This is a genomic window from Methylosinus sp. DMC45 (genome assembly GCF_056313885.1).
Map to the genome: position 1 here is coordinate 114,439 of NZ_JBQUZK010000033.1, position 23,166 is coordinate 137,604.

The window sequence follows — 23,166 nt, forward strand, 5'->3', positions numbered from 1 at the left end:
TCATAGCCTCAAAATGTGATCGACGAGGTGACGCCGAATGTGCGCGGCCCCTGCGTCGAAATTCCGACGGTCGTCGGCGCCGAGGACGTGCCGGGCGTCCAGCTCGACCAGGGCCGATTGTTGAAGAGATTCTTCGACCAGAGGGTGAGGCTGTATTTGCGATCGTCGGTGCGCAGCCCGAGGCCAGCGTCGAGCATCACATAGGCGGGCTGCCAATATTGGACCAGCGAGAAGGGGTTCGTATATTGCGCCTTGTTGAACCAGGACGCATTCGAATAGACGAAGCCTGTCACCGGCTGATTGCTCCACTCGCCGAGGCCGGCGAGCGCATTGCCGAGCCTGTGCTCATAATTGAAGCCGCCATTGACCTGCCACCAGGGCACGCCGGTGATCCGCGTGCCATTCATCGGAATGGTCGCCGGGCCGCCGGCGATGGCCCAATCCGCGGGCGCCGGTCCGTCCTTATAGTCGATATAGCGGGCCTCGGTGTAAGCGCCCGACGCGTTCAGCGTCAGCCCTTCGAAGGGAATCCAGCGCTCCACGAATTCGACGCCGCGCAGGCGCACATGTGGGGCGTTGCCGAGATAAGAGACATTGGCCGTGACGCCGGCGCTGCTCGTCTGCACCTTGGTCTGGGTGATCTGGAAGTCGTAGAGATCGTTCCAATAGAGGTTGACGTTGGAGATCAGCGCGCCGTCGAACCAATTGGTCTTCGCGCCGATCTCATAATCCCATGAGGTTTCGGGCCGGGAGAAGGCCGTCTTGAAGCCTTGCGCGACGCCGCCGATGTAGGTCGGCGTGTTTTGCGTGTTCACCGATTGCGGCTTGTCGCCGCGTCCGACCAGGCCATAGATCAGGACATTCTCATTGACCTGATATTGCGGGTTGAAGACCGCCACGACGCCATTGTGATATTTCGTCTCGCCGCCGGAATCCGCCCAACCATAGCCGCCGCCGGCGATGATGGCGGCGTTCTGCTGCCAGACGGTGTAGGGCACGCCGTAATAGAAGTTCGGCCGAAATTTGTTCGCGCTATAGCGGATCTCATAGCTGTCGCGCAGGCCGAAGGTGAGGGCGAGCTTCTCGTCGAAGTGATAGGTTCCCTGGCCATAGGCGGCGAAGGAAATGTCGCCGGTCTTATTGAGCCACCAAGGCGTCAGATCGGGCAGAGCGGCGGGGTTGTTGAGCCATTTCGCCGTGTCGACGCCATATTGGTAATGGTGCATGCGGTCTTCGCCATACTCCAGATAGCCGTAGAGACCGGTCGTCCATTCGAGTTCCTGGTCCTTGGGCGAGGACAGCCGCAGCTCCTGCGAGGTCTGCATGAGATAGGTGTCCATGCTGCCCGAGCCGAGACCGAGCTGCAGCAGCTGATTGTCCGAATATCCCAAATTGCGGAACGATCCATAGCCGATCGCGGAAATGGCGGTCAGCATATTGTCGCCGATCTGATAGTTGAACTCGTTCGACAGCATGAAGACATGCGTCGGGTCGCGACCGCTGCGCGCGAGATAGGGCGTGTTGGGATCGACCGTCCAAATCGGCTTGCCGAGCTTCTTGATGACATTCTGGAAGAAGGTCGTCGACGGACGCGTTCCATCGACATAGACGAGGCTGGTGTCGCCGATCGTGCCCGTGAGATAGTCATTGTGCTCGTTGGACGCGTTGTAGATGAAGCTGAAGCGGTCGCTCCATCCATCGCCGACGCCCAGAAGCTGGAGGTGCAATCCGAGGCGATTGGTGTCCTGATAGGTCGAGCCCGTGGACGGGTCCTTGATCCAGCCGTCGCCGCGATCGAGATAGCCGGCGAAGCGATATGCGAGGGAGTCTTCGATCAGCGTGCCGGTCGTGTTGATCGTCTGCTTGAAGTGATTGTAGTTGCCGAAGGTGGATTTGACCGTCGTCTTCGGCTCGAAGGACGGCGCCTGCGTATGCAGGATGATCGAGCCGACATTGGTGTTCTTGCCGCCGGCCGTGCCAGTCGGGCCGAGAGCGAGCTCCACCGAGCTCAAATCGATGAGATCGCCCCATTGGAAGCCGGCGAAGCTCCAATAGACGTTATCGACGATATATCCGGTGTCCGACGGCGATCCGGTGCCGCCGCCCGCCGCGACGCCGACGCCTCTGATCGCATTGCGGGACTGTCTCGGCGTCGAAATGTTCGGACGATAGCCCGGCACGCGGCGCGAAATATCGGTGACGGAATCGATCTGCTGATCCTCGAGGGTGCGCTGCGTCACCACATTTCCCGCGCGAGGGGTCTTGGTCAGCACCTGCTCCAGTAGCTTCTCGCCGACGGCCTCAGTGCCGCCAGTCACCTGCACATCCTGAATCTGCGCGGAAGCGGCCCCCTCACTCTGCGTCGCCGCCGATGGCGCGGGCGCCGGCGTCTGAGCGAGCGCCGCGCCGCCCGAAGCGCCCGCCGAAAGTCCTATCAGGATGGACGCAACCGACACGCTCGAAGACAGACGCCAATTCGAATTACCTTCCCCGATCCAGACCATTCGACCTATCCCTCACCGTTCGACCCGTGATGGTCCCCCCGGACCATGCCGCCTCGCGCCGCCGCCCCCTCAGGCGATCTGCGCGCTGCACGTACGAAGTCTCGCTTAGTGTAGGGAAAAGATACAGTATGTCTACCGATTTAATATGTTTTAGCGTCGCGACTAGGTCTTCTTTCGCCTCCTATCTTATTGAATCATAGTAATTTATGAGATGGAGCGGAATGCGCCCACGCGCCGCAACGGGATTTTCATCGCAGATGGAACCTAAAAAGTAGGAATTATGGTTCGCCCTTGCCCGGACCGGAGAGACTCTCGTCTCGGCTCCGCAACGGCAGGATGCGCAGCTTTTCGAGGAGCGATGGCGTCGACGCAATCGGGCTCGCCGAATGTCGCCGGAGCGTCGGCTGCGAGAAAAACGGAGGGCGTGTTCGACGGCGAGACGGTCAGCTGCGACAATGGAAGGAAGTGGACCAAGCAATAAGCGGCTCGGGCGCGCGGCGATCTCGTCACGGCGACAGCAAGCCGTCGCTAGGCGCGCGTCGGCGCTTCACATCGAGCGCGGTCGGCTTCTTACGCGCGCTCCAGCAGCACATGCTTCTTCTTGCCGAGTGACAGCTTGGCGACGCCTTCGACGAAATCCGTCTCGCCGAGCACGGCCTTCTCGTCGCCCACCACGGCGTCGTTCACGCGAAGTCCGCCGGCCTTGATCTGCCGCCGCGCCTCGCCCGTGGAGGCCACGAGACCGGCTTTCACAAAGGCGGTGAGCACGCCGATGCCCGCCGCCACCTCGCTCGCCGCGACAGCGACCTTGGGCAGGGAGAGCGCGAGCGCGCCTTCCTCGAAAGTGCGGCGCGCGGTCTCGGCGGCGAGCTCGGCGGCCTCGCGCCCATGCAGAAGCGCGGTCGCCTCGGTGGCGAGAATCTTCTTCGCCTCATTGATCTCGGCCCCGCCGAGCGCAGCGAGCTTCTCGATCTCGTCCAGAGGCAGGAAGGTGAACAGCTTCAGGAAGCGGACGACGTCCGCATCCTCGGTGTTGCGCCAATATTGCCAATAATCGTAGGGCGCGAGCATCGACTCGTCGAGCCAGATCGCGCCGGCCGCCGTCTTGCCCATCTTGGCGCCGGAGGAGGTGGTGAGCAGCGGCGCGGTCAGCGCATAGAGCTGATGCGTCCCGAGCCTTCGGCCGAGATCGACGCCCATGACGATATTGCCCCATTGATCGGAGCCGCCCATTTGCAGGCTCGCGCCATAGCGCTTGGCGATCTCGGCGAAATCATAGGACTGCAGGCACATATAGTTGAACTCGATGAAGGACAGCTCCTGCTCGCGATCGAGCCGCAGCTTCACCGAATCCATCGACAGCATGCGATTGACCGAGAAATGGCGGCCGACGTCGCGCAGAAAGTCGATGTAATTGAGCTTGGTCAGCCATTCGGCGTTGTCGAGCAGAATGGCGTCGGTCTTGCCGTCGCCGAAGCGGAGAAATTTCGCGAAGGTCTTTTGGATCGCCGCCTTATTGGAGTCGATCGTCTCTATGGAGAGAAGCTTGCGGCTCTCGTCCTTGCCGGAAGGATCGCCGACGCGCGTGGTGCCGCCGCCGACCAGCGGCAGCGGCTTGCCGCCCGTGCGCTGGAGCCAGGACAGCAGCATGATCGACAGAAGATTGCCGATATGCAGCGAGGCCGCCGTGCAGTCGAAGCCGACATAGGCGGTGAGCTCGCCGGAGCGCGCCTTTTCATCCAGCCCCTCGAAATCGGAGCATTGGTGCACGAAGCCGCGCGCGATGAGCGTCGCGAGGAATTCGGATTTGGGGCGGAATGCGTCAGACATGGGGGCAGGGTGTTACGGGGAAAGGGGGCGGGGCGCAAGGGAGGGGCGCCGCTCGGCGAGGGCAAGGAAATCGCCCGCCGTCTTTTAGCTGTCGCATAGCCGAAATCGACGATACCGTCGTTGATCGCTGGGCGCGTTCTGGTGTATCGGAGCTAGTTGTCAGCACTTTCCAAAAGGCGTCTCCATGCATCAGATGCTCATCGATCATAATGACATTGGCTATAGTGAATTGATTGCGCATCTGGTCAAGGCGCGCGCGGCGCGAACCTATTTCGAAATCGGCGTTTGTCATGGACAAAACCTCGCGTCCATATCCTGTGACGTCGCGATCGCCGTCGATCCTTTCTTTCTGATCAACCACAATGTCGCGATGGGAAAAAAGGAGCTCTATCTCTTTCAATATCCGAGCGACTCTTTCTTCGAGCGCGGCATTTTGAAAAATATCGCGCCCAATGGCGTAAACTTTGCCTTTCTCGACGGAATGCATGTTTTCGAATTTCTTCTGCGAGATTTCTATAAGACCGAGCGCCATAGCTGCAAAAACTCGCTTATCGCCCTGCATGACTGTTTGCCGGTGAATGCCGAAATGGCAGAACGGGTCCACAAGCCCGAAGCGAGGCAGGACTTGCCGCATGCCGGGTGGTGGACGGGGGATGTTTGGAAGTTGATCCCTATATTGAAAAAATACAGGCCTGATCTTTCGATCAAGGCAACCAGATCTCCGCCGACAGGCCTGCTTTTCGTGACCAATCTTGATCCGAATTCCGATGTGCTCGAAAAAAACTATCTGCAGATCATTTCGGAGTTCAAAGACATAGAAAACAGCAGCGAGAATATTCGAGCGGCGATCGACCAGGTCGAGTTCATCGATTCGCAGGCGTTGCTGGGGCTGGATCACACGTTGTACTTCAGCTTATAGCGCCCACTGGCGCGGCGTTCATCATCCTTTTGGAAAGTTTCCGTTTCTTTGGGGTTGTAGCGAGACAGAAACCGCGCTGTACCGACGTGTCCTTCAGCAGCGCGCCCAGGGTACGCCGCTGTTCTCACTTCAGTATCGCGGCGGTAGAAAAATCGGGAGCAGCGCGCCGCCTGTCGGAAGCGGGCGACGCGCGCTATCGCTGGACTTCATCCAGTCATCGCATCCCAATCGGGGATCGCGACCCAGCCGTCGCCCGAAATCGATCGAGATAATAAGACGGCGCGCCTGACAGGCGCGCCGCGCGTCGAATTTCAACTCGGCCCCACTCACACGTCGAAGCCGCCATCCCCGCCGCCGTCGTCGAAGCCGCCGGTATCCGTGTCGTAATCGGCGCTTTGCACATCGGGGCCGCCGGGGTCGGGGCTGTCATAGCCGGCGTCGGGGTAGGGCTGGCTATTGTCGCCCTGGTCGCCGTAGTAATTGTTGATGATCGTGTCGCCACCGCCGGCGTTGGCGTGCTCATAGCCCGAGCCTATGCCGAGATTGCTCCCGGCTCCGCCGGTGCCGCCATGGAACAGGCCGCGGATCGAGTCGGCGAGCAGCACGCCGCCGGCGACGCCCGCCGCCGTGCCCAGCGCGCCCTTCAGAAAGCCGCCGCCGGGGGCCGCCGCAGCCTGCTGGGGCGGATAGCCTTGCGGGGCGTAGCCGGGAGGCGTGGGCGGAGCATAGGCGGGACCGCCGGCCGGGGGCGCCCCCCAAGGGCCGCCCTGCTGCTGCGGATAGCCGGGCTGCTGGCCATAGCCCGGAGGCGGGGCCGGACGCGGCGGGGGCGGAGCCTGGCGCTGAGCGCCGCCGAACAGACCGCCCAAAAATCCGCCGGACTGCTGCGGACGGCTCTCGAGGTCGCGCACGCGGCCTTCCAGCTCCTGCAGACGTTGATTGGCCGCCTGCAGCGCCTGATCCTGCACCAGAACGGTCTGCGCCAGCAGATAGGGCGCGCCCGGCTGCGACTTCAGCTGCTCGGCGATGAAACTTTCCGCCTCCTGATCGCGCTGAGCGCCGGCGGCGCTGCGCGTACGCTCGAACAAACCGGCGAGCAGTTGGCGTTCTTCGGGTGACATAGGTCTCTCCCAGTTGGAACCAGCCCTCTTCGCGGGCGTGGCGCCCGTGATATGGGAGCGCGATTTCGCTCTGCCAAGGCCTGCCGCTACGTTCCCGCCCATGTTTTACCGGGCCGCGAACGCCCCGAGTCAGTCGCCGGCGAGCGCCATGTCGTCGCGGTGGATGATCTCGTCCGGGCCTTTGAAGCCGAGCAGCCCCTCTATGTCGCGGGACGAGCGGCCGATGATGCGGGCCGCGTCCAATGCGTCATAAGTCACGAGGCCGCGGCCGATTTCGCCGCCCGAAGGATTGCGGATCACGACGCAATCGCCGCGCGCGAAGCCGCCTTCCAGCGCGGTGACGCCGGCCGGCAGCAGGCTCTTGCCGGAGAAGAGCGCGCGCGCCGCGCCTTCATCCACATGCACGACGCCCTTGGGCTCGAGCGAGCCGGCGATCCATTTTTTTCGCGCCGTCACCGGCGAGGAGGGGGTCAAGAACCAGCTGCAAGGGCCGCCCGCGGCGATTCGCGAGAGCGGCGCCTCCACGCGGCCGTCGGCGATGACCATATGGGCGCCGCCCGTGGTCGCGATCTTGGCCGCCTCGATCTTGGTGCGCATTCCGCCGCGGGAGAATTGCGAGGCGGCGCCGCCGGCCATCGCCTCCACCTCCGCCGTGACCCGCGGCACCACCTCGAGCAGCTTCGCATTCGGATCGCTCGCCGGCGGCGCGGTGTAGAGCCCGTCCACATCGGAGAGCAGCACCAGAAGATCGGCGCTCGCCATCGTCGCGACGCGGGCGGCGAGGCGGTCGTTGTCGCCGTAGCGAATCTCGGAGGTCGCGACCGTGTCGTTCTCATTGATGACCGGCACGGCGCGCAGCGCCAGCAGCCGGGTCAGGCATTCGCGGGCGTAGAGATAGCGGCGGCGCTCCTCCGTATCGCCGAAGGTGACGAGAATCTGCCCGGCGGTGATGCCGAGATCGCCCAAAGTCTCCGCCCAGATGCGGGCGAGGGCGATCTGCCCGACGGCCGCCGACGCCTGGCTGTCCTCCAGCGGCAGCGCGCCGGAGGGCAGGCCGAGCACGCTGCGTCCCAGCGCCACCGCGCCCGAGGAGACGACGAGAACATCGGCGCCGCGACGGTGCAGAGCGGCGATGTCCGCGGCGAGCCGTGCGAGCCACTCGCGCTTCACCTTCGCCTCGCGCGGATCGACGAGCAGCGAGGAGCCGACCTTGACGACGATGCGGCGGAAGGAATTGAGGGAGGGACGTTTCACGGGCGATCGGCTCATTCGAGATGCGGGACGGCGGGACTTATAGCCCGTCTGCGCGGAAAGCCCACCCCGCGCCGCACGGCGAGAAGAAACGGGACCGAAACGCGCGAGAGATTTTCCGCCGCGCATCCGACACCGGGCCGTTTCATCCTGCGCGCGCTGACGAAGACCAAGGAAATTCCATGCCTGACAAAATTGCTTTGACGCGACGCGGCCTCGTGGCTGTTGCGCTCGCCGGCTCGGCGACCGCGATCCTGCCGGAACCCGCCGCTCCCGAGCCTGCCCCCGGGCCGCTGACGGCGCCGGCGGAAGAGGGGCCATTCTATCTCGATCTCGATCTCCAGCGTGCGGACATAGCCGAAGGGCTCGCCGGCGTGCCGCTGGACATCGCCTTCGCCGTCCAGGACGAGACCGGCGCGCCGCTGCCGGGCGCCCGAATCGATGTTTGGCATTGCGATGCGCAGGGGCGCTATTCCGGCTTCCCCGGCCAGGGCGAGGACGGGCGGCTCGATCTCTCCGGCAAGACCTTTCTGCGCGGAAGCCAGATCGCGGGGGCGGACGGACGCGCGCGCTTTTCCAGCGTCTATCCGGGCTGGTATCCCGGCCGCACCACGCATATTCATTTCAAGATCATCGACGGCGGAACGGCGCGTCTCACCTCGCAGATTTTCCTGCCGGATGCGCTGAGCGAATTCCTCTACGCCAATCTCGGCGATTATGCGCGTGGCCGGCTGCGCGACACGCTGAACTCGACCGACGGCATAGCGCTCGCCGCCGGCGAGACGACGCGTGGCGAGCTGCGCGAGGCGGCCGGCCGCTATGTCGTGTCGCTGCGCGCGCGGATCGACCGCAAGACGGTGCGCGCCGTGCCGACGCCGCCCTTCATGCCGCCGCGCGGCGATCGTTTCGCCGGACCGCCGCCGGGCGGCCCGCCGCGCCGTCCGGCGCCGCAAGGGGCGGAGCGTCTGCGCGGGCTGCTTCCCAAGGCGTGAGCCGATCGCTCATGGCGCGGCGCGATTGCGCAGAAACACCACATAGCCGAGAAAATTCGGCCGCGTCGCCAGCGCGGCCGGAGGCGTCCATCGCGCCCCTTCGGCGAGGCCGAGCCGGAAGGGAATGCGAAGCCGCGAGAGCCGCGCCAGATAGGCGTCGATATTCTCGACCGTCTGCGCGCCTTTGTAGGTCTGGAAGACCAGCTCGTCGACGCTTCCCGAAAGCGCGTTCAAATCCTCGGGCGAGGCCTGCGACGCCCAATCCATGAGGCCGGTCGCGCCGAGCGCGCAGCCTCGAGGCAGCTCCCGCCGCAGCGCGCGCAGGAAGGCGGCGTAATTCTGCAAGCCGCGCGTCGCCGCGTCGAAATCGATCTGCACGCCGGCGACTCCGCCCGGCTGCGTGCGCCAGGCGTCCAGCCGACGGCGAATCTGGGCGACGATCTCCGGCGGCCAATCGAGGCTGCGGACGCGATAGGCGAGCCAGAGAGCGGCTGTGTGCGGGCCGGGCTCGACCCCGCCTTGCGCCTTCATGCGGACAAAGCCGTCGCGATCCGGCCCGATCTCGCCCGAATGGAGATAGATGGTTTTCGCCGTGGCGAGCTCGGCGCGCCTTTTGACGCCGGCCCATAGCCAGAAAGCGTCATGATCCGCCGCCCGCACGAGCGGCTCGGCCATTGCCCGCGCGGCGCAGAGCAGGGCGCAGAGCGCGAGGAGAAGAGCCCGCGCTCTCACCAGTAATATTGCAGGCCGCGCGCCCATTGCGTCGCGCCATAGCGTGATTTCAGCGTTTGGAACCAGGCCTTTCGCTGCGCCTTGTCGACATCCTTGCCGCCGCAATCATTGCTGCCCGCCGGCGCATAGCAATTGATGGCGCGATAGAGCGCATAGGCTCGGTCGGCGTCCTTGGTGGCCGGATCGGCGATCAGCCGCTGATAGACATCGCCCCGCGAGAAAGGCTCGCCCGGGAAGATGGCTTTGGCGCCGCCCAGCTCGTCCGCCGCCGGACGCCAGGCGTCGAAACGGGCGAAGCCCGAGTGGCGGACGAAATCGCCGAGGCAGAGCAGCCCATGCGCGGAGCGCGGATCGGCGGCGAGCTCAGTGACCACCGCCTTGGGCGCTGGGCATTTATAGGGCTCATTGGCGGGCGAGGAGAGGAAGACCGCCGATTTGGGAAGATCGGAGACCTCCGGCGCCTCGGCGTCGTCCTTGGCGAGGCCTTCGGCCGTAAAATCGCGCAGGAAATTCGCATATTGGCCGCGCGTCGCCTCCTTGTAGAGCAGGAGGAAGCGGGCGAGCTTGCGCTCCTCCGCGCTCCCCTGCGGATCGGCGACGGCCATGCGCAGCAGGATCGGCCCGGCCGTGTGGCGCAGCAGAATCGCGCGAATGCGCGGCGAGGAGAGCCTCGTCTCCGGCAGGAAGACCTTGTTCGCCATGCCGGCGCGCTCATAGCTCAGGGCGAGGCCCAGCTCGATCGCCTCTTTCCACAAGGGATTGGAGACAGCGCCGCGCAGCTTCGCCCAATGCTCGATCGCCTGTGGATATTGGCCCGAGGCCATCAGCGCCTGGCCGCGTAATGTCTCGCGGCTGAAGGCGAGATAGGAGCGCGGCGCCGCGACGGGAGCCCCGAGCGCTTGCAGCGTCGCCGGAAAATCGGCGTCGGCGTAATAGGCGCGCGCGGCTTTCAGAAAGCCGAAGAGATCGGCGCGGCCGGCGAAGGCCTGTGCCTGCGCGTCCAGCTCCGCGGCCGGGAGATGCGTCTCCTTGCCGTCGGAGCGCAGCTTCATCAAATCCTGAGTCGCCAGCAGGATCGGCTCGCGGCTCGCATGGTCTTTGGCGGCGGTCAGATATTTGGCGTCGATCTCCTGCGCCAGATCGACGCCGTCGAGGCCGACCTTGGCGCCGCTCCCCTGCGCGATCTGCCGGCCATATTCGGCGGCGAGGCGCTCGTCATCCGCCGCCAGCCAATAGACGCGCCGCAGCAGTCCCTGCGCCGAGGCGGCGTAGCGCCCTGTGGAATAGGATTTCAGATAGGTCTGAAAGGCGGCCTGCGCCGCCGTCAGCGTCGCGCGATCGGTCACATTGGGCGTCGCGGTCGCGTCGAAATCGGCGAAGGCGCCGATCTGCGCCTTGTTGAGCAGAGCGCGGGCGGTCATGTAGCGCGCCGCCTCGCGCAGCCAGGCGTTGCGCGCCGATTCGAGCTTGCCGAAGCGCTCCAGCGCGCGATCGAAATCGCCTTCGTAGAAAGCGTCGGCGCCGATCAGATAGGACGCGAACTCCTGCCCGGCGGCCGAGGGCGCGACTTGCGCGAGCGCATTGCGCGCGGCCGCGTCGGCTTTCTCATTGCGGCAGGAGGGAGCGATCTTGTCCCGCGCCGCCGTCAGCGCCCGCCGCTCTTCGGCGGAAAGCGCGGGCTCCGCCTCGACCGCGGCCGTGAAGGCGGCCCGGCCGGAGTCCAGTGAGACGCAGCGCGTTCCCTCGCCGAAGCCAAAAGCGAAAGCGCTCGCAGCCTGGTCTTTTCCTTCGCGCGCGCTCGCGGCCTTTCGGCACGCGTCCGTAAAGTCCGGCCATGCAAACAGCACAGATGAATAGAAGTCGATCTTCTCATCGCCCTTCGAGATGGCTTCGTCCTGTGGCCGCAGCTTTGGATCGCCATCGATCATCAGGAAAAGCAGATTAAGGCGGCTGTCATTGCCCGGGCCGAGGAAAGGCATGCCGTTTTGTTGGGCGTAGCTCTTAAAATCGAGGGTCCAGCGCCCAGGAGAGCCGCCGTCGGCGCATGCGCGCGCCGCACTAGCGGAAATCAGAAAAGCGAGAATGGCGGCTCCGGCGAGCATGGAACGCATCGAAACATCCCTATCACGAAATGCGCTTCGATATCGCGCTCCGCTGAACGCCCGGCTGCGCGATCTGTGTTGGGCTGAATTCTGGGAGAGGCTGGCAGGAGTGGAGGGATTTGCCAACCGTCAATTGCGGCCTTCGACGTCGGCGCGGGCCTGTTCCTCTTCTAGCAAAGATAATCTCGCCATTTGCAAGAAATATTCGACCATTGGTTCTGATTGCTTGGCCTCGACAATCAGATAGTCGATCAGGCTCAACATGGTCGATAGGCGATCGAATTCGGCGACCGCCGACTGCTTCGACGGTTCCATGGGATTTTTTCGAATCATGAGCCTCAGCCCGGCGCCGATTCCGTATTTTCACCAATCGGACCAGGGTTCAGGGGAGACCGCAACGAAAAAGATGCTGGCGGCGAAGAAGCGCGCGTCAATGACCATGCTTGCGCCGCCACTCTGCAAATTGCTTCTCGATCCATTCGCTGTGCTGCGGGTAGCGAGTGGCGAGGTCCGCAATTACCTTCTCGACGCCTTTCCTGGCGACGTCCCAGGAGGTTTTTTCGTCCTCGAGAAGCCGATCGGTGTTCTCAATTGTTCGCGCGACGAGGCGCGCGAGGTCTGGATCGACCGACATGTCGATACCTCGTTCGACGCCAATCATTGGCGCGCCGGTCCGATAGCAACGAACGGTTGCGGACCACCTAAATCAATCGCTCAAATTTCGTTAATGCAGAAAAAGTCCCGCCGGCGATGCGTTGGCGGGGCTCTTGGTCCATTCGACAAGGCCGAGGTGGCGCGCAGTCCGCCGTCCGGCGGCGCCGGGGCGCTCGACGGCTGGACGGCGTTAGAGCTGGCCCTAGACCTAACATTGTAGGAGAAACGCAAACGCCTCGCATCGGGCGCCGTAAGGCTGATCGGGGAAACGTCCGGGGAACAAAGTGTCCCACCTATTGGGACGGATGTTGTCCCACATGATGGAACAGACTGACTTTATTGCATGATTTTCGGAGCTGGCAGGAGTGGAGGGACTCGAACCCCCAACCCCCGGTTTTGGAGACCGGTGCTCTAGCCGATTGAGCTACACTCCTGCGGTGACGGCGCGCCGTCGTGGCTCTCATGCCGCATCGCGGCCGAGGATGCAAGCGCCGGGGAGGGGCCTCGGCGCATTTTGCGGGTCAAGAATTGCCGCCGGACAGCACGGTGACGGCGCGGCGGTTCTGCGACCAGCAGGAAATATCGTCGCAGACGGCGACCGGACGCTCCTTGCCATAGCTGATCGTGCGGATGCGGCCGGCGGAGAGGCCGCGCGAGGCGAGGTAGTTCTTCACCACCTCGGCGCGGCGGGCGCCGAGCGCGAAATTATATTCGCGCGTGCCGCGCTCGTCGGCGTGGCCCTCCACGGTGAAGGAATAGCGGCCGTAGCGCTGCAGCCAGTCGGCCTGCTTGTCGAGCGTCGCCTGCGCGGTGGTCGTCAGCTCGCTCGAATCGGTCTCGAAATAGACGCGGTCGCCGACATTGACGACGAAATCCTGCGGGCTTCCGGGGGCGGCGTAGCCGCCGCGGCCATTGGCGCCGGCGCCGCCGGCGAGCGCGGCGTTCTCATCCTCGGCGTTTTTGGCGCAGGCGCCGAGCGAGACGGCCGCCAGAACGGCGACGGCGAAGCGCAGGGCGCGCGCGGCGGAAAGCAATGCCATTTCCTCTAAGCTCCTCTGACGACGGGTCTCTGCTGTCGCCAGTCCTATCTGCGCAGGGGTTAAGCGAAGGTTCCGTCAACCTTGACGAAAGCTTTGCGCGCCCCGATGCGGCGCGCGAAAGCGCGGTAAGGTTAACGTGAGCTTGATCGTCGACGCGGTCCGTGGCGGCAGTGAGGCGAAAAGGCGGCGCGAAAGGCGATGCGCCTTGTCCCACAGGGAATTGCGTATGGGGAATGCGGGGGCTGGACCGCCGCCCGGATCATTGTTAGCACTTTCTTCATCATGAGGCGGAGGGTGCTGGAGACGATGCGCGATCTGAAACGCTGCGCCCTTCGCTTTTTCGGGCCGTTCTGCGCGGCGATCGGCGCGCTGACGCTCGCCGGCTGCGTCGATACGGCGGTGGAGATCGGCCATCCGCGGGCCGAGCAACTCGCTCAGCGGCAGCGCCCGACAGCGCGGCCCGGCGTCAGCCCCCATGGCGCGCCCGTGGCGCTCATCAGCCTGGAAGGCGCGCCGGAGGATGCGCTGGCGCGCTTCCGTCCGGCCTTCGCCCGCGCGACGGAGAGCCGCGACATCGCCGCTTCCGAGGAGCCGGCGGCCGCCTATCGGCTGCGCGGCTATCTCACCGCCTATGCGAGCGCGGAAGGGGCGACGCGCTTCGCCTATGTCTTCGATATTTTCGACCGCAACGGACGACGCGCCCGCCGCCTCACCGACGAGGTGGCCGTGACCGGCGCCGGCGATCCCTGGACGCTGCTCGACGATCGCGCGCTGGCCGCGGTCGCGGCGCGGGGCGCCGACGAGCTCGCCGCCTTTCTCTCCGATACGCCGGAGGCCATAGCCGCCGCGGCGGGAGCCGAATCGGGCGTGACGATCGCAGCCGCGACGCGGGGCGAGCCGACCGCCGCCAAGCCTCTGGGCTTCGCCGAGATCAAGTGAAATTGCCGAGCGCCGCCGCGCCCAGCGCGCCGAAGAGGACGACGATCCAGGGCGGCGTCCGCCAGAAGACCAGCAGCAGATAGGCCGCCGCAGCGAGGCAGAAATCCGCCGCCGAGAAGATCGCGCTGGTCCAGACCGGCGTGTAGAGCGCGCCCGTGAGAATGCCGACCACCGCCGCATTGACGCCGGCGAGCGCCGCGCGCATGGCGGATCGGCCGCGCACCGCATCCCAGAACGGCAGCACGCCGAGCAGCAGCAGCAGGGACGGCAGATAGATGGCGACGAGGCACAGAATCGCGCCCTCCCAGCCATTGGGCGGCTCGCGCATCGCCGCGCCGAGAAAGGCCGCGAAGGTGAAGAGCGGGCCGGGGACGGCCTGCGCGGCGGCATAGCCGGCGAGAAAAGCGTCCGGGCCGATCCAGCCCGGCGGAGTCACCGCCTGCTGCAGCAGCGGCAGCACCACATGGCCGCCGCCGAACACCAGAGCGCCCGAGCGATAGAACGCCGCGAAAAGGGCGAGCCAATGCGCGCCGGTGGTCGCGGCGAGAATCGGCGCGCCGATCAGCACGAGGAGGAAAAGCGCGAGCGAGGCGAGGCCGGCGCGCCGACCGATGAAGCCGGTGGAGATCGGCGACGAGGCGGGCGCCGCGCGTTGCGGGAGCAGCAGCCATCCGATGAGGCCACCGCCGACAATGGCGCCGATCTGGCCCATAGCGGAGGGAAGCGCCAGAGTGAGGATCATGGCCGCGAGCGCGATCGTCGCGCGCTCGCGATCCGGGCAGAGGGATTGCGCCATGCCCCAGACCGCTTGCGCGACGACGGCCACGGCGACGATCGCGAGTCCGTGCAGCCAGGGAAGATGCGCGACATCGCCGAGCTGCGAGACGCCATAGGCGAAAAGGACGAGGGCGACGGCCGAGGGCAGGGTGAAGCCGAGCCAGGCCGCGAAGCCGCCGAGCAAGCCCGCGCGCGACATGCCCAGGATAAAGCCGAGCTGGCTGCTCGCCGGTCCGGGAAGAAATTGGCAGAGCGCGACGAAATCGGCGAAGGCCGTCTCGCTCAGCCATTTGCGGCGCTCGACGAATTCGGCCCGGAAATAGCCGATATGGGCGATCGGCCCGCCGAAGCTGGTCAGTCCCAGCTGCGCAAAGGCGAGAAGCGTCTCGAGCGCCGAACGCCGTGGAGAGCTGGAGCCGATGGTGTCGTTCTCGTCGTTGCGCGTGAGCATTTTGGTTTCGTCCTCGCGGCGGCTCATACGCTCGCGCGCGGGATCGCGAAAGCCGTCCGCTGCGCGCCGCTCGCCGGCGCATTGACGGCCCGGCCGGCTTTAGGTATCGAATTAGCTACATAAGGCCGCGAGGGCGATAGCCCGCGCGCCAGGGGATGGGGTGCCCCCTATAACCGCCGAAGAGGCTGATGACTCCTGCTCGATGCCCGATGATCGCAAGATCATCGAAGGAGGGCGCTCGCGCGCTCATAAAGCAGGAGGAAGCAGATGAATCAGGATCTCTCGGTTTTCGTCACCCCTTTCGCTCTCGTCATCGGATGCGCGCTGATCGCCGCCGGCGGGCTCTACTTCATCGAAATTCAATTTCTGAAGTCGCGCTTCCAGGCGATCGCCGCGCTCGTCGCGGGCTCCCTCGTTCTCGCCGCGCTCGAGGTCGTGCTGGCCGGCAGCAGCGTCTCCTTCTTCAAGGCGCAGCAGGTGCAGACTTCCGCCTGCGAGCTGGAAGGAGAGTCGGCGCATCCCGAGGCGCGCCTCGGCGTCGACGTCAACATCATTCACAAGCACATCCTCGGCTGCATGCAGGAGGCCGGCTATGAATGGTCGCCGACGCATCGCAACTGCAAGGACGCGCCGGTCGCCACCAATCCCTATTGCTACCTGCCGACCGCCGGCTTCGATCGCACCATCACCGCTTTCCAGCTGCGATTCGAATAGTCTGAGCGCTGCGGCGAGCTCGAGCGCTTTCGAGCGAAGGGGGAGCCGGTTCGCGTGAAGAAAACACGACCGAACAAGGGAAACCACGAGTCATTCCGGTTCAATCCGAGCCGGAATGACTCTAAGCTCGCCGCTGGTCCCCGCGGGGCGCTTGCCGGTTGGAGGACATGCTCCATTTGACCTCGAGACTGAGGGGAAGGCGGCGCCCCGTCGGGAACAGACGGGAGACGTGCCGATGAATGAGGATATCTCCGCCTTCGTGGCTCCGCTGACGCTCATGCTCGGCGGCGGATTGCTGGCGCTCGGCGCTCTGTCCTTCATCGGCATCGATTATTTCGACAGCAAGTTCAAGGCGCGCGTCGCCTTCGCCGTCGGTCTCGCCTTCATCGTCGCGACCGAGCTCGTCTTCGTCACCGGCAGCAGCAGCGGGCGCTATTTCGCCGGGCTGAAGATCGACGTCACCGATTGCGAGCTCGACAGCGAGAGCAAGCTCCCAGAGGAGCGGCACAAGAACAGCAGAGTGCTGCACGATCATATCGTCGCCTGCATGGAGCGGCTCGGCTATGAGTGGAACGCCGAGCACGAGCACTGCAAGGAGGCGAAGATCGCCACCAATTCCTTCTGCTATCTGCCGACGCGGCCGGTTGCGCGGGCGATCGTGCGCTTTCAGACCGCCTTCGAGTAAAAGCGCTCAGGCGCTATCCACCGCCTCGCCGGGAACGAAAGCGTCGAAGGCCGCCCAGAACTGCTCGCGCAATTCGTCGCGCTCCATCAGCAATTCGTGACGCGCGCCGGGAACCTCTATCAGGCTCGCGACCGGCAGCCGCTGGGCGAAGCGCTCGATCGCGCGCGAGGAGACGATGCGGTCGCGCCCACAGAGAAACGCCATCACCGGCGAGCGCACGGCGCGGGCGTATTCGGGCGCGGCGAACTGCTTCATCAGCCGGAAAGCGGCGTTGACCCAGCCGACCGTCGGATCGCCGATGGCGAGATGCGGCGCGGCGCGCACAATGTCGGCGTTGCGGGAGAAGCGCGCGGGATCGGAGGTCAGACGATTGTCCTCGAAGGGCAGCTCCTCCAGCGATTTAGGTCCGCCGCCCGGCACATACATGGCGCCGAGGCCGAACATGTCGAGCGTGTCGGCGATGGCGCGCGCGCCGATCGGGAAGCGCAGCCCTTCGAAATCGACCATTGGCGCGGCGACGATGACGCGATCGAATGGCGAGCGCGCCGAATGGACGCGATCGAGCAATATGGCGCCGCCCATGGAATGCGCTAGTGCATGCCAGGGGGAGGGGCATTCGAGCGCCAGGACGTCGGTGATGAAGGCGTCGAGATCGCGCTGATAGAGCGCGAAATCATCGACATGGCCTTTGCGTGGATCGGAAAGATCGCGCTCCGAGCCGCCCTGTCCGCGCCAATCCAGCGTCACCACATGAAGGTCGCGGGCGAGCAGATCGTTGATCGTCTCGAAATATTTCTCGATGAACTCGGCCCGGCCCTGAAACAGCGCCACTGTGCCGATCGCCCCACGTGGCGGCGTGAAGCTCGCCGCGCGCAGGCTGCGTCCGTCCGCCGTGCGAATGGCGAAGACCTTCGCATTGGGCGGCACGGGATTGTCGGGCGTTCCGATGAGCTGCGATTCGGTGAGCGGCATGTCGGGCGATCCTGCTGCGGCGGGAACGAAAGGCGCTGCCCGCGCCTCTCGTCCCGTCTATCGCATGTCTCGCCCGAGCGCGCAAAAGGCGAAGCTCAGAACTTCACTGTCAGCCCCGCATAATAGGAGCGGCCCTGTCCCGGCACGGCGCCGAAGACGCTCGTCTTCTTGTAATTCGTGTAATCGAAGCCGCCGAGCGGCGAATAATAGCGCACATCGGCGACATTGGTGACGCCGAGATCGATTCGGAACGCGTCCCATTCATAGGCTGTGCGCAGATTGACGAGCCCGTAGGAGGGCGTCTTCAGCTCGTTGCGCGCCGTGCTCACATGCGTCTTGCTGTCGACCAGCTGCAGCTCGACGGCGCTGCTCCAGCCGCCGAGCTTGTGCTCGAGCGCGAAGCGGGCGTTGAGCGGCATGATGTGATAGAGCCCGTCGCCGCGATCGAGATTCTCGCCATAGACATAGCCGATGACGCCGGAGAGCGTGAAGCTGCCGACATCCGGCGCCTCATAGAGCTTGCCGCGGCCGGAGAGATCGAAGCCATAGAGCTCCGCCTTGTGATTGCGGAACTGCAGAATGGGGAACCAGCTTCCATTCTTGTCGCTGAATCCGCCGATGCGATCGGCGTCGATGAAATTCTCGACATAGCTGAAATAGGGCGTCGCCTTCACCTCCCAATCATGGGCGACGGGATCGCGCCAAGCGGCCGTGAAGCTCACCGTATGCGCGACCTCGGGCTTCAGATCGAGATTGCCGACATAGCCATTGGCGTCGCCGAACCAGCCGATCATGCTGCTCGCCATGCCGCCGACGCCGAAGGCGTAGCGCTCGTAGAGATTGGGCGAGCGCGTCTTGCGCGAATAACCGAGCTCGTATGTGCTCGTCTCGTCGGCCTGGTAGCGGACGAGCGCGGTCATGTCGAAATTCACGTCGGTGCGCGCATGGCTGCGGGCGTTGAAGAAACGCGCCGCCGTCGCGTCTGGATTGGCCATGCCCATGCCCATTCCCATCATGCCCATGGGGATGGGATTGCGCGGGTCATAGGCCTGCGCGTCGCCGGCGTTCGTCCACACGACATCGTTGCGCACGCCGAGCGACGTCGTCCATTGCGGCGACCATTTCGCCTCCCATTCCGCGAATGTGCCGATGCGGTCGCGCTGGCCGCCATTGATGTTCCAATAGGTTCCCGGACCCATCATCATGCTGCCGACGATCGGCGGCCACCAATCGTTCAGATGATTGCCGTGGAACTCGTTGCCGACGCGTAGAAGATTGGAGGGGTCGAGCGGAATTTCCGCCTTCAGCGAATAGCCGTAATCCGTTCCCGACGTGTTCATCGGCATGTTGGCGGGCTGCTTGTCATAGAGAAAGCCCATCTCATGCGCGGTATGGTGCCAGTAGGCGCGCGCCTCGAGCTTGCCCCATTCGAACGCGCCCTCATAGCCGGCGTCGACGGAATAGGCGCGGTTGGCGGTCATATCCATGCGCTGATTGACGAAGCCCTGATAGGGAATGTTCTGATAGCCGCCCTTCAGCGTGAAGAGATGTCCGTCGTTCTGATAGGCGAGAGTCGCCGAATGATTTTCGGAGATGAAGCCGGTGGAGAGGACCTTCGGGCCATTGTCGCCCGCGTGATAATCCGAGCCGCGCGTGTAGCCGCCATTGTAGAGCAGGCTGAAATGCTCGGTGGCGACATTCGCCGTTCCCGAGACGCCGAAGCTGCTGTTGGAGCTGCGGAAGAAGCCTGAGATCGATCCCGAGGCGAGAACGCCGGGCGCGACCGATGGAACGAGGCCGGGCGCCGAGGCGACGCTCGGATTGGCGAAGATCGGCGGCTTGGGCGTGACCGAAATCGTGCCCGCGATCGAATCGCCGCCCTTGCTCACCGGCGTCACGCCGGAGAGCACCTCGATCTTTCCGACATTGTTCGGATCGATATAAGAGAGCGGCGGATTCATGTGATTGGCGCAGGCCGAGGTGATCTCGACGCCGCCGAGCAGAATCTTGATGCGATCGTCGGCGAGGCCATGCAGCGCGGGAAGCCGCGACACGCCGCCCGCCTCATAGAGATCGACGCCCGGAGCCGCGTAGAGCAGCTGCGCCGTGTCGCTGGCGTTGGGACGCTGAGCGTCGAGCGCCGCGCCGCTTATGTCCGTCGCGCCGATCGGCGTGAAGGGGCCGTCGGCGTGGCGCGCTGCGGCGCGCAGAGCGCGCGCGCGCTCCGCCGCCACGTCGATCGGCGGCAGCGGAACCGCGCCGGCGTCATTGCGCGTGGTCTCGTTCTGCGCGAGCACGATGGCGACGCTGCGTCCATCGCGCGTGAGGCGATAGCCTATTCCCGTGCCGGCGAGCAGACGATCGAGAGCGTCTTCCAGCGTGAAGACGCCGGTGAGTCCGTGCGTCGTGAGATCGCGCGTCAGCCGAGATTTGTAGACGAGCTGCGCGCCGGTGGCGTCGGCGAGGCGATTGAGCGCGGCGGCGATGGAGCCCGCCGGAATCTCATAGCTGCGCACGGCGGCCACGAGCTCCGCCTCCGGCATTGCGACATGCGCTATGGCCGGCTCTTGTCCGAGGACGAGAGCGCTCAGAGCCGTCGCTATCGCCGTCGCGCCCATGTTTCTATTCTCGAGACGAAAAAATCGCCGCTGCATCCGTCCTTCTCCGAGTTCTCATCGGGAACGAAAACGTCCCTCTATGAACTCTGACGAATGGAGCGCGCGAACACGCACGTCCGTGCGACGAAAAAATGCGGGCGCATGATGCGGCGTTCTGTCTCATCCGCGCAGCGCCACGAGATAATCGCCGATATGAATCGCGTCGAGAGCGAGCGAAGCCTCGATCGCGCGCAGAGCGCCGATCGGATCGGCGGCGTCGAACACGCCGGTGACGCGCAGCCGCCGCGTGGAATCGCTCGCCACGATTATGTAGCCGCGGTGATAGCGTGACAGAATATCGACGACTTCGCCGAGCGGACGATCGACGAAGATGAGCTTGCCGCGCCGCCAGGCGGTGGCGTCCGGCACGGCGACTGGGATGGGCGCGCTCGTCGGCGCCGCCGGGCCGAAGTCGCATTGGCGACCTTCCTCGACGATCATTCTCTCGCCATGGCTCGCGACGGCGACCTTATGCTCGGCGACCGTCACGCGGGCGCCGTCATTCTCGAGCGCGACGTCGAAAGATGTGCCGAGCGCCGTCACCGATCCGCCCGCCGCCGTGACGACGAAGGGCCGCGCGGCGTCCGGCGCGACATCGAAAAACGCCTCGCCTTCGAGCAGAGTGAGCGCGCGTTCGCCGGCGGCGTAATGCACGGCGATGGCAGATTTTCCGCCGAGCTGGATCTTGGAGCCGTCCGCGAGCGTGACCATGCGCGTCTCGCCGGCGGCGGTGCGGAAATCGGCGCTCCAGAGCAGGCGCAGCGTGTCGAAGCTCGCCACGGCGGCCAATGTCGCGGCCAGCGCGGCGGCGAAAGCCATGCGCCGCCGCCGCCGCCGCGCCGTGATCGCGTCGACACGGCGCGGCTTCAAAGCCTTCACCTCGCCGCAGAGCGCGCAAATATAGGCGAAGGCCGCGGCGTTGGCCCGCTCGGCCACCCAGGCCTCGAAGGCGGCGATCTCGGCGCTCGACATGTCGCCGGCGTCGCGCCGCACCCACCAGGCGATGGCGGAGTCCTGCGAGGCGCTCTCCTGCGGCGCGGGATCTTTGTGGGCGGCCATAGATCGAAACTCGCTCTTCACACATACAGACGAGCGACGGTCCGAATCGCGGATGCGTCGCCCGGGAATTTTTCTACTGCACCGCGTTTCGGCAGCGCTTTATGGCGATGCGCAAATGCCGGTCCACCATATTGCGGGAAATGCCGAGCCGCCGCGCGATCTCGTCCTGCGGGACGTCATGATGCATGCGCAGCACGAAGACCTCGCGGCATTTGGGCGGCAGCGTCTCGATCGCCGAGGTGAGAATGCGCGCGCGGCGATCGGCTTCCAGCGTCTCGTCCGCCGAGGGCTCCTGCGAGGGCGCGTCGCAGCTCTCCGCATCGGCCACGAAGAGCCTGCTCTCGAGCTTGCGCCGCCGCGAGAAATCCATCGCCAGATTGACGGCGGTGCGGCGCAGATAGGCGGGCGGATCGGCGATCTCCTCGGTCATGTCTCTATGCATGACGCGCAGAAACGCCTCCTGGACGATGTCCGGGGCGTGATCGGGACCGACGCGCCGCGTCAGCAGCCGCGTCAAATCGCGTTGCGTGCGCGCGAAGAGCTCGCGCAAAATCGAAAATCTCGTGTCGGGCATCGGCGCCATCCGTCGCGGCGTCGCCCGGGCGCGGGGGCGTCCGGTGCGTCCATCGGCGTATCGAAACGGCGGCCGCGATCGCGGCGCGCCGCGCGATCAGGCGAGGGGAGGGGCGCGGGACGACCAGGAGCTGGCCCAGCCGACGGGCTCGCGCCGAGGCGGCGCTGTCGAGGCATAGGCGACGAAGGCGAAAGCGACCGGCGGCGCGAGGATCGGCTCCTCGGACGGCGGCTCGGCGAGGCTCGGCAGATCGCGGCCGGAGACGCAGAGAATGCAGCAGGGCGCATGTTCGCGCTCTGCCGGCGGCGCGCCGTCCCTGTGCGGCTCGCAATAAGCGGAGGCCGAGACGCCGGCCGCGCTCGCGTCATGCGCTCGGACCAGCGAGGCGGCGACGAAAGCCTGGAGCGCGAAAAGGCAAAGCGCCAGCGCCGAGACGAACGCGCGTCTCGCCGCGGAGACGTCCGACCAGCGCCGTGACCTCAGCTTCGCCATGCGTGAAACTAGCGCCGGGAAATTTCCGCGGTCAATGCGATCGTCACGCTCACGGCGAAAACTCGGGGCCTGTCACAAAATTGCGACACCCGCGCCGGCGCCTCTTGCAGGCCGCAAAAGGCGCTCCCACATGGAATTCAGCGCGGGCCGTAGCGGACGCGCTTCTTCCCCGGCGCGAGCGGGGACGAGCATCCCGATCGCGCTTCCACTGTCGCTTCTAGGAGGACAATGACATGCGTCACTTCGATCTTTCCCCCCTCTATCGCTCGACCGTCGGCTTCGATCGTCTCTTCTCGCTGCTCGACCAGGGGCCGGGCGCGGAGACGGCGCCGACCTATCCGCCTTATAATATCGAGCGCACCGGCGAGAACGACTATCGCGTCACCTTGGCCGTCGCCGGCTTCGCGCGCGAGGATATCTCCATCGAGACGCGCGAGAACACGCTGACCATCAAGGGCGCGAAAGACCCGCAGCCCGAGACCGGCGGCGTCAAGCGCGAGATGCTGCATCAAGGCATCGCCGCCCGCGCCTTCGAGCGCCGCTTCCAGCTCGCCGACCATGTCGTCGTGACCGGAGCGACCCTCGCCAACGGCTTGCTGCATGTCGATCTGGTCCGCCAGATTCCCGAGGCGCAGAAGCCGCGCCGTATCGAGATCGGCGGCGGCGTTCCGGCGCAGACGATCGACGCCAAAGCGGCCTGA

The 23,166-nt window shown here is 65.3% G+C and carries 21 protein-coding genes, 1 tRNA gene and 1 riboswitch; of the genes, 7 read left to right on the forward strand and 15 right to left on the reverse strand.

Going from position 1 to position 23,166, the window contains the following annotated elements:
- Window positions 1-8 precede the first annotated feature (8 nt).
- Both ACT53T_RS07395 and tyrS read right to left on the reverse strand, forming a co-directional pair.
- Window positions 9-2,318, reverse strand: a complete 2,310-nt coding sequence (locus ACT53T_RS07395; protein WP_476160727.1) for a TonB-dependent receptor — start codon at window positions 2,316-2,318, stop codon at window positions 9-11.
- A gap of 756 nt (window positions 2,319-3,074) precedes the next feature.
- The gene (tyrS, locus tag ACT53T_RS07400) at window positions 3,075-4,334 is read right to left on the reverse strand and encodes a tyrosine--tRNA ligase (protein WP_476160728.1); all 1,260 of its coding nucleotides are present in this window, start codon (window positions 4,332-4,334) and stop codon (window positions 3,075-3,077) included.
- 184 nt (window positions 4,335-4,518) lie between these two features.
- On the opposite strand from tyrS, the gene ACT53T_RS07405 reads away from it, so the two are divergent.
- The gene (locus ACT53T_RS07405) at window positions 4,519-5,253 is read left to right on the forward strand and encodes a class I SAM-dependent methyltransferase (RefSeq protein ID WP_036308821.1); all 735 of its coding nucleotides are present in this window, start codon (window positions 4,519-4,521) and stop codon (window positions 5,251-5,253) included.
- Window positions 5,254-5,579: 326 nt separating this feature from the next.
- Here the strand turns inward: ACT53T_RS07405 and ACT53T_RS07410 are convergent, their stop codons facing one another.
- Window positions 5,580-6,374, reverse strand: a complete 795-nt coding sequence (locus ACT53T_RS07410; protein ID WP_476160729.1) for a DUF2076 domain-containing protein — start codon at window positions 6,372-6,374, stop codon at window positions 5,580-5,582.
- Window positions 6,375-6,503: 129 nt separating this feature from the next.
- The gene (gene proB / locus ACT53T_RS07415; RefSeq protein ID WP_476160730.1) at window positions 6,504-7,643 is read right to left on the reverse strand and encodes a glutamate 5-kinase; all 1,140 of its coding nucleotides are present in this window, start codon (window positions 7,641-7,643) and stop codon (window positions 6,504-6,506) included.
- A 164-nt stretch (window positions 7,644-7,807) separates the two neighbouring features.
- Here proB and ACT53T_RS07420 point away from each other — a divergent pair, with 164 nt between their 5' ends.
- Window positions 7,808-8,617, forward strand: coding sequence for an intradiol ring-cleavage dioxygenase (locus tag ACT53T_RS07420; RefSeq protein ID WP_400767879.1), 810 nt, complete (start codon window positions 7,808-7,810; stop codon window positions 8,615-8,617).
- Between the two features lie 9 nt (window positions 8,618-8,626).
- Here ACT53T_RS07420 and ACT53T_RS07425 read toward each other — a convergent pair whose 3' ends face one another.
- The 3 genes from ACT53T_RS07425 to ACT53T_RS07435 all read right to left on the reverse strand — a co-directional run bounded on the left by ACT53T_RS07425 (window position 8,627) and on the right by ACT53T_RS07435 (window position 11,766).
- Window positions 8,627-9,292, reverse strand: coding sequence for a DUF3142 domain-containing protein (locus tag ACT53T_RS07425; RefSeq protein WP_476160731.1), 666 nt, complete (start codon window positions 9,290-9,292; stop codon window positions 8,627-8,629).
- Window positions 9,293-9,345: 53 nt separating this feature from the next.
- Window positions 9,346-11,460 carry a PA5441 family protein gene (locus ACT53T_RS07430; protein ID WP_476160732.1) on the reverse strand — a complete coding sequence of 705 codons (2,115 nt, stop codon included), beginning with the start codon at window positions 11,458-11,460 and terminating at the stop codon, window positions 9,346-9,348.
- A gap of 120 nt (window positions 11,461-11,580) precedes the next feature.
- Window positions 11,581-11,766, reverse strand: a complete 186-nt coding sequence (locus ACT53T_RS07435; RefSeq protein WP_476160733.1) for a hypothetical protein — start codon at window positions 11,764-11,766, stop codon at window positions 11,581-11,583.
- 16 nt (window positions 11,767-11,782) lie between these two features.
- On the opposite strand from ACT53T_RS07435, the gene ACT53T_RS07440 reads away from it, so the two are divergent.
- Window positions 11,783-12,325, forward strand: coding sequence for a hypothetical protein (locus ACT53T_RS07440; RefSeq protein ID WP_476160734.1), 543 nt, complete (start codon window positions 11,783-11,785; stop codon window positions 12,323-12,325).
- A gap of 137 nt (window positions 12,326-12,462) precedes the next feature.
- On the opposite strand, the gene ACT53T_RS07445 is transcribed toward ACT53T_RS07440, so the two are convergent.
- A tRNA-Trp gene (locus ACT53T_RS07445) sits at window positions 12,463-12,539 on the reverse strand.
- Window positions 12,540-12,626: 87 nt separating this feature from the next.
- A complete protein-coding gene (gene pal / locus ACT53T_RS07450; protein WP_018265426.1) occupies window positions 12,627-13,145 on the reverse strand; it encodes a peptidoglycan-associated lipoprotein Pal in 519 nt (172 codons plus the stop codon).
- 306 nt (window positions 13,146-13,451) lie between these two features.
- Here pal and ACT53T_RS07455 point away from each other — a divergent pair, with 306 nt between their 5' ends.
- Window positions 13,452-14,084 (forward strand): hypothetical protein, encoded by a 633-nt coding sequence (locus ACT53T_RS07455; RefSeq protein ID WP_476160735.1) that lies wholly within the window; start codon window positions 13,452-13,454, stop codon window positions 14,082-14,084.
- Here the strand turns inward: ACT53T_RS07455 and chrA are convergent.
- Window positions 14,077-15,312 carry a chromate efflux transporter gene (chrA, locus tag ACT53T_RS07460; RefSeq protein WP_476160736.1) on the reverse strand — a complete coding sequence of 412 codons (1,236 nt, stop codon included), beginning with the start codon at window positions 15,310-15,312 and terminating at the stop codon, window positions 14,077-14,079. The two genes, ACT53T_RS07455 and chrA, sit on opposite strands and share 8 nt — an antisense overlap.
- A 142-nt stretch (window positions 15,313-15,454) precedes the next feature.
- A riboswitch (Fluoride riboswitch) is annotated at window positions 15,455-15,517 on the forward strand.
- Between the two features lie 62 nt (window positions 15,518-15,579).
- Here chrA and ACT53T_RS07465 point away from each other — a divergent pair.
- Window positions 15,580-16,026 carry a hypothetical protein gene (locus ACT53T_RS07465; RefSeq protein WP_018265423.1) on the forward strand — a complete coding sequence of 149 codons (447 nt, stop codon included), beginning with the start codon at window positions 15,580-15,582 and terminating at the stop codon, window positions 16,024-16,026.
- Between the two features lie 235 nt (window positions 16,027-16,261).
- The gene (locus tag ACT53T_RS07470; RefSeq protein WP_476160737.1) at window positions 16,262-16,711 is read left to right on the forward strand and encodes a hypothetical protein; all 450 of its coding nucleotides are present in this window, start codon (window positions 16,262-16,264) and stop codon (window positions 16,709-16,711) included.
- A gap of 6 nt (window positions 16,712-16,717) precedes the next feature.
- Here ACT53T_RS07470 and ACT53T_RS07475 read toward each other — a convergent pair whose 3' ends face one another.
- From ACT53T_RS07475 to ACT53T_RS07495, 5 genes are all read right to left on the reverse strand, one after another.
- Window positions 16,718-17,683 (reverse strand): alpha/beta fold hydrolase, encoded by a 966-nt coding sequence (locus ACT53T_RS07475; protein WP_476160738.1) that lies wholly within the window; start codon window positions 17,681-17,683, stop codon window positions 16,718-16,720.
- Window positions 17,684-17,778: 95 nt separating this feature from the next.
- Window positions 17,779-20,337 carry a TonB-dependent receptor gene (locus ACT53T_RS07480; RefSeq protein WP_476160739.1) on the reverse strand — a complete coding sequence of 853 codons (2,559 nt, stop codon included), beginning with the start codon at window positions 20,335-20,337 and terminating at the stop codon, window positions 17,779-17,781.
- Between the two features lie 123 nt (window positions 20,338-20,460).
- Window positions 20,461-21,399 (reverse strand): FecR family protein, encoded by a 939-nt coding sequence (locus ACT53T_RS07485; protein WP_476160740.1) that lies wholly within the window; start codon window positions 21,397-21,399, stop codon window positions 20,461-20,463.
- 73 nt (window positions 21,400-21,472) lie between these two features.
- Window positions 21,473-21,973, reverse strand: coding sequence for an RNA polymerase sigma factor (locus ACT53T_RS07490; protein WP_476160741.1), 501 nt, complete (start codon window positions 21,971-21,973; stop codon window positions 21,473-21,475).
- A gap of 96 nt (window positions 21,974-22,069) precedes the next feature.
- Window positions 22,070-22,465: a hypothetical protein gene (locus tag ACT53T_RS07495; protein WP_476160742.1), complete on the reverse strand. Its 396-nt coding sequence runs from the start codon at window positions 22,463-22,465 to the stop codon at window positions 22,070-22,072.
- A gap of 233 nt (window positions 22,466-22,698) precedes the next feature.
- On the opposite strand from ACT53T_RS07495, the gene ACT53T_RS07500 reads away from it, so the two are divergent.
- Window positions 22,699-23,166, forward strand: coding sequence for an Hsp20 family protein (locus ACT53T_RS07500; RefSeq protein ID WP_036287246.1), 468 nt, complete (start codon window positions 22,699-22,701; stop codon window positions 23,164-23,166).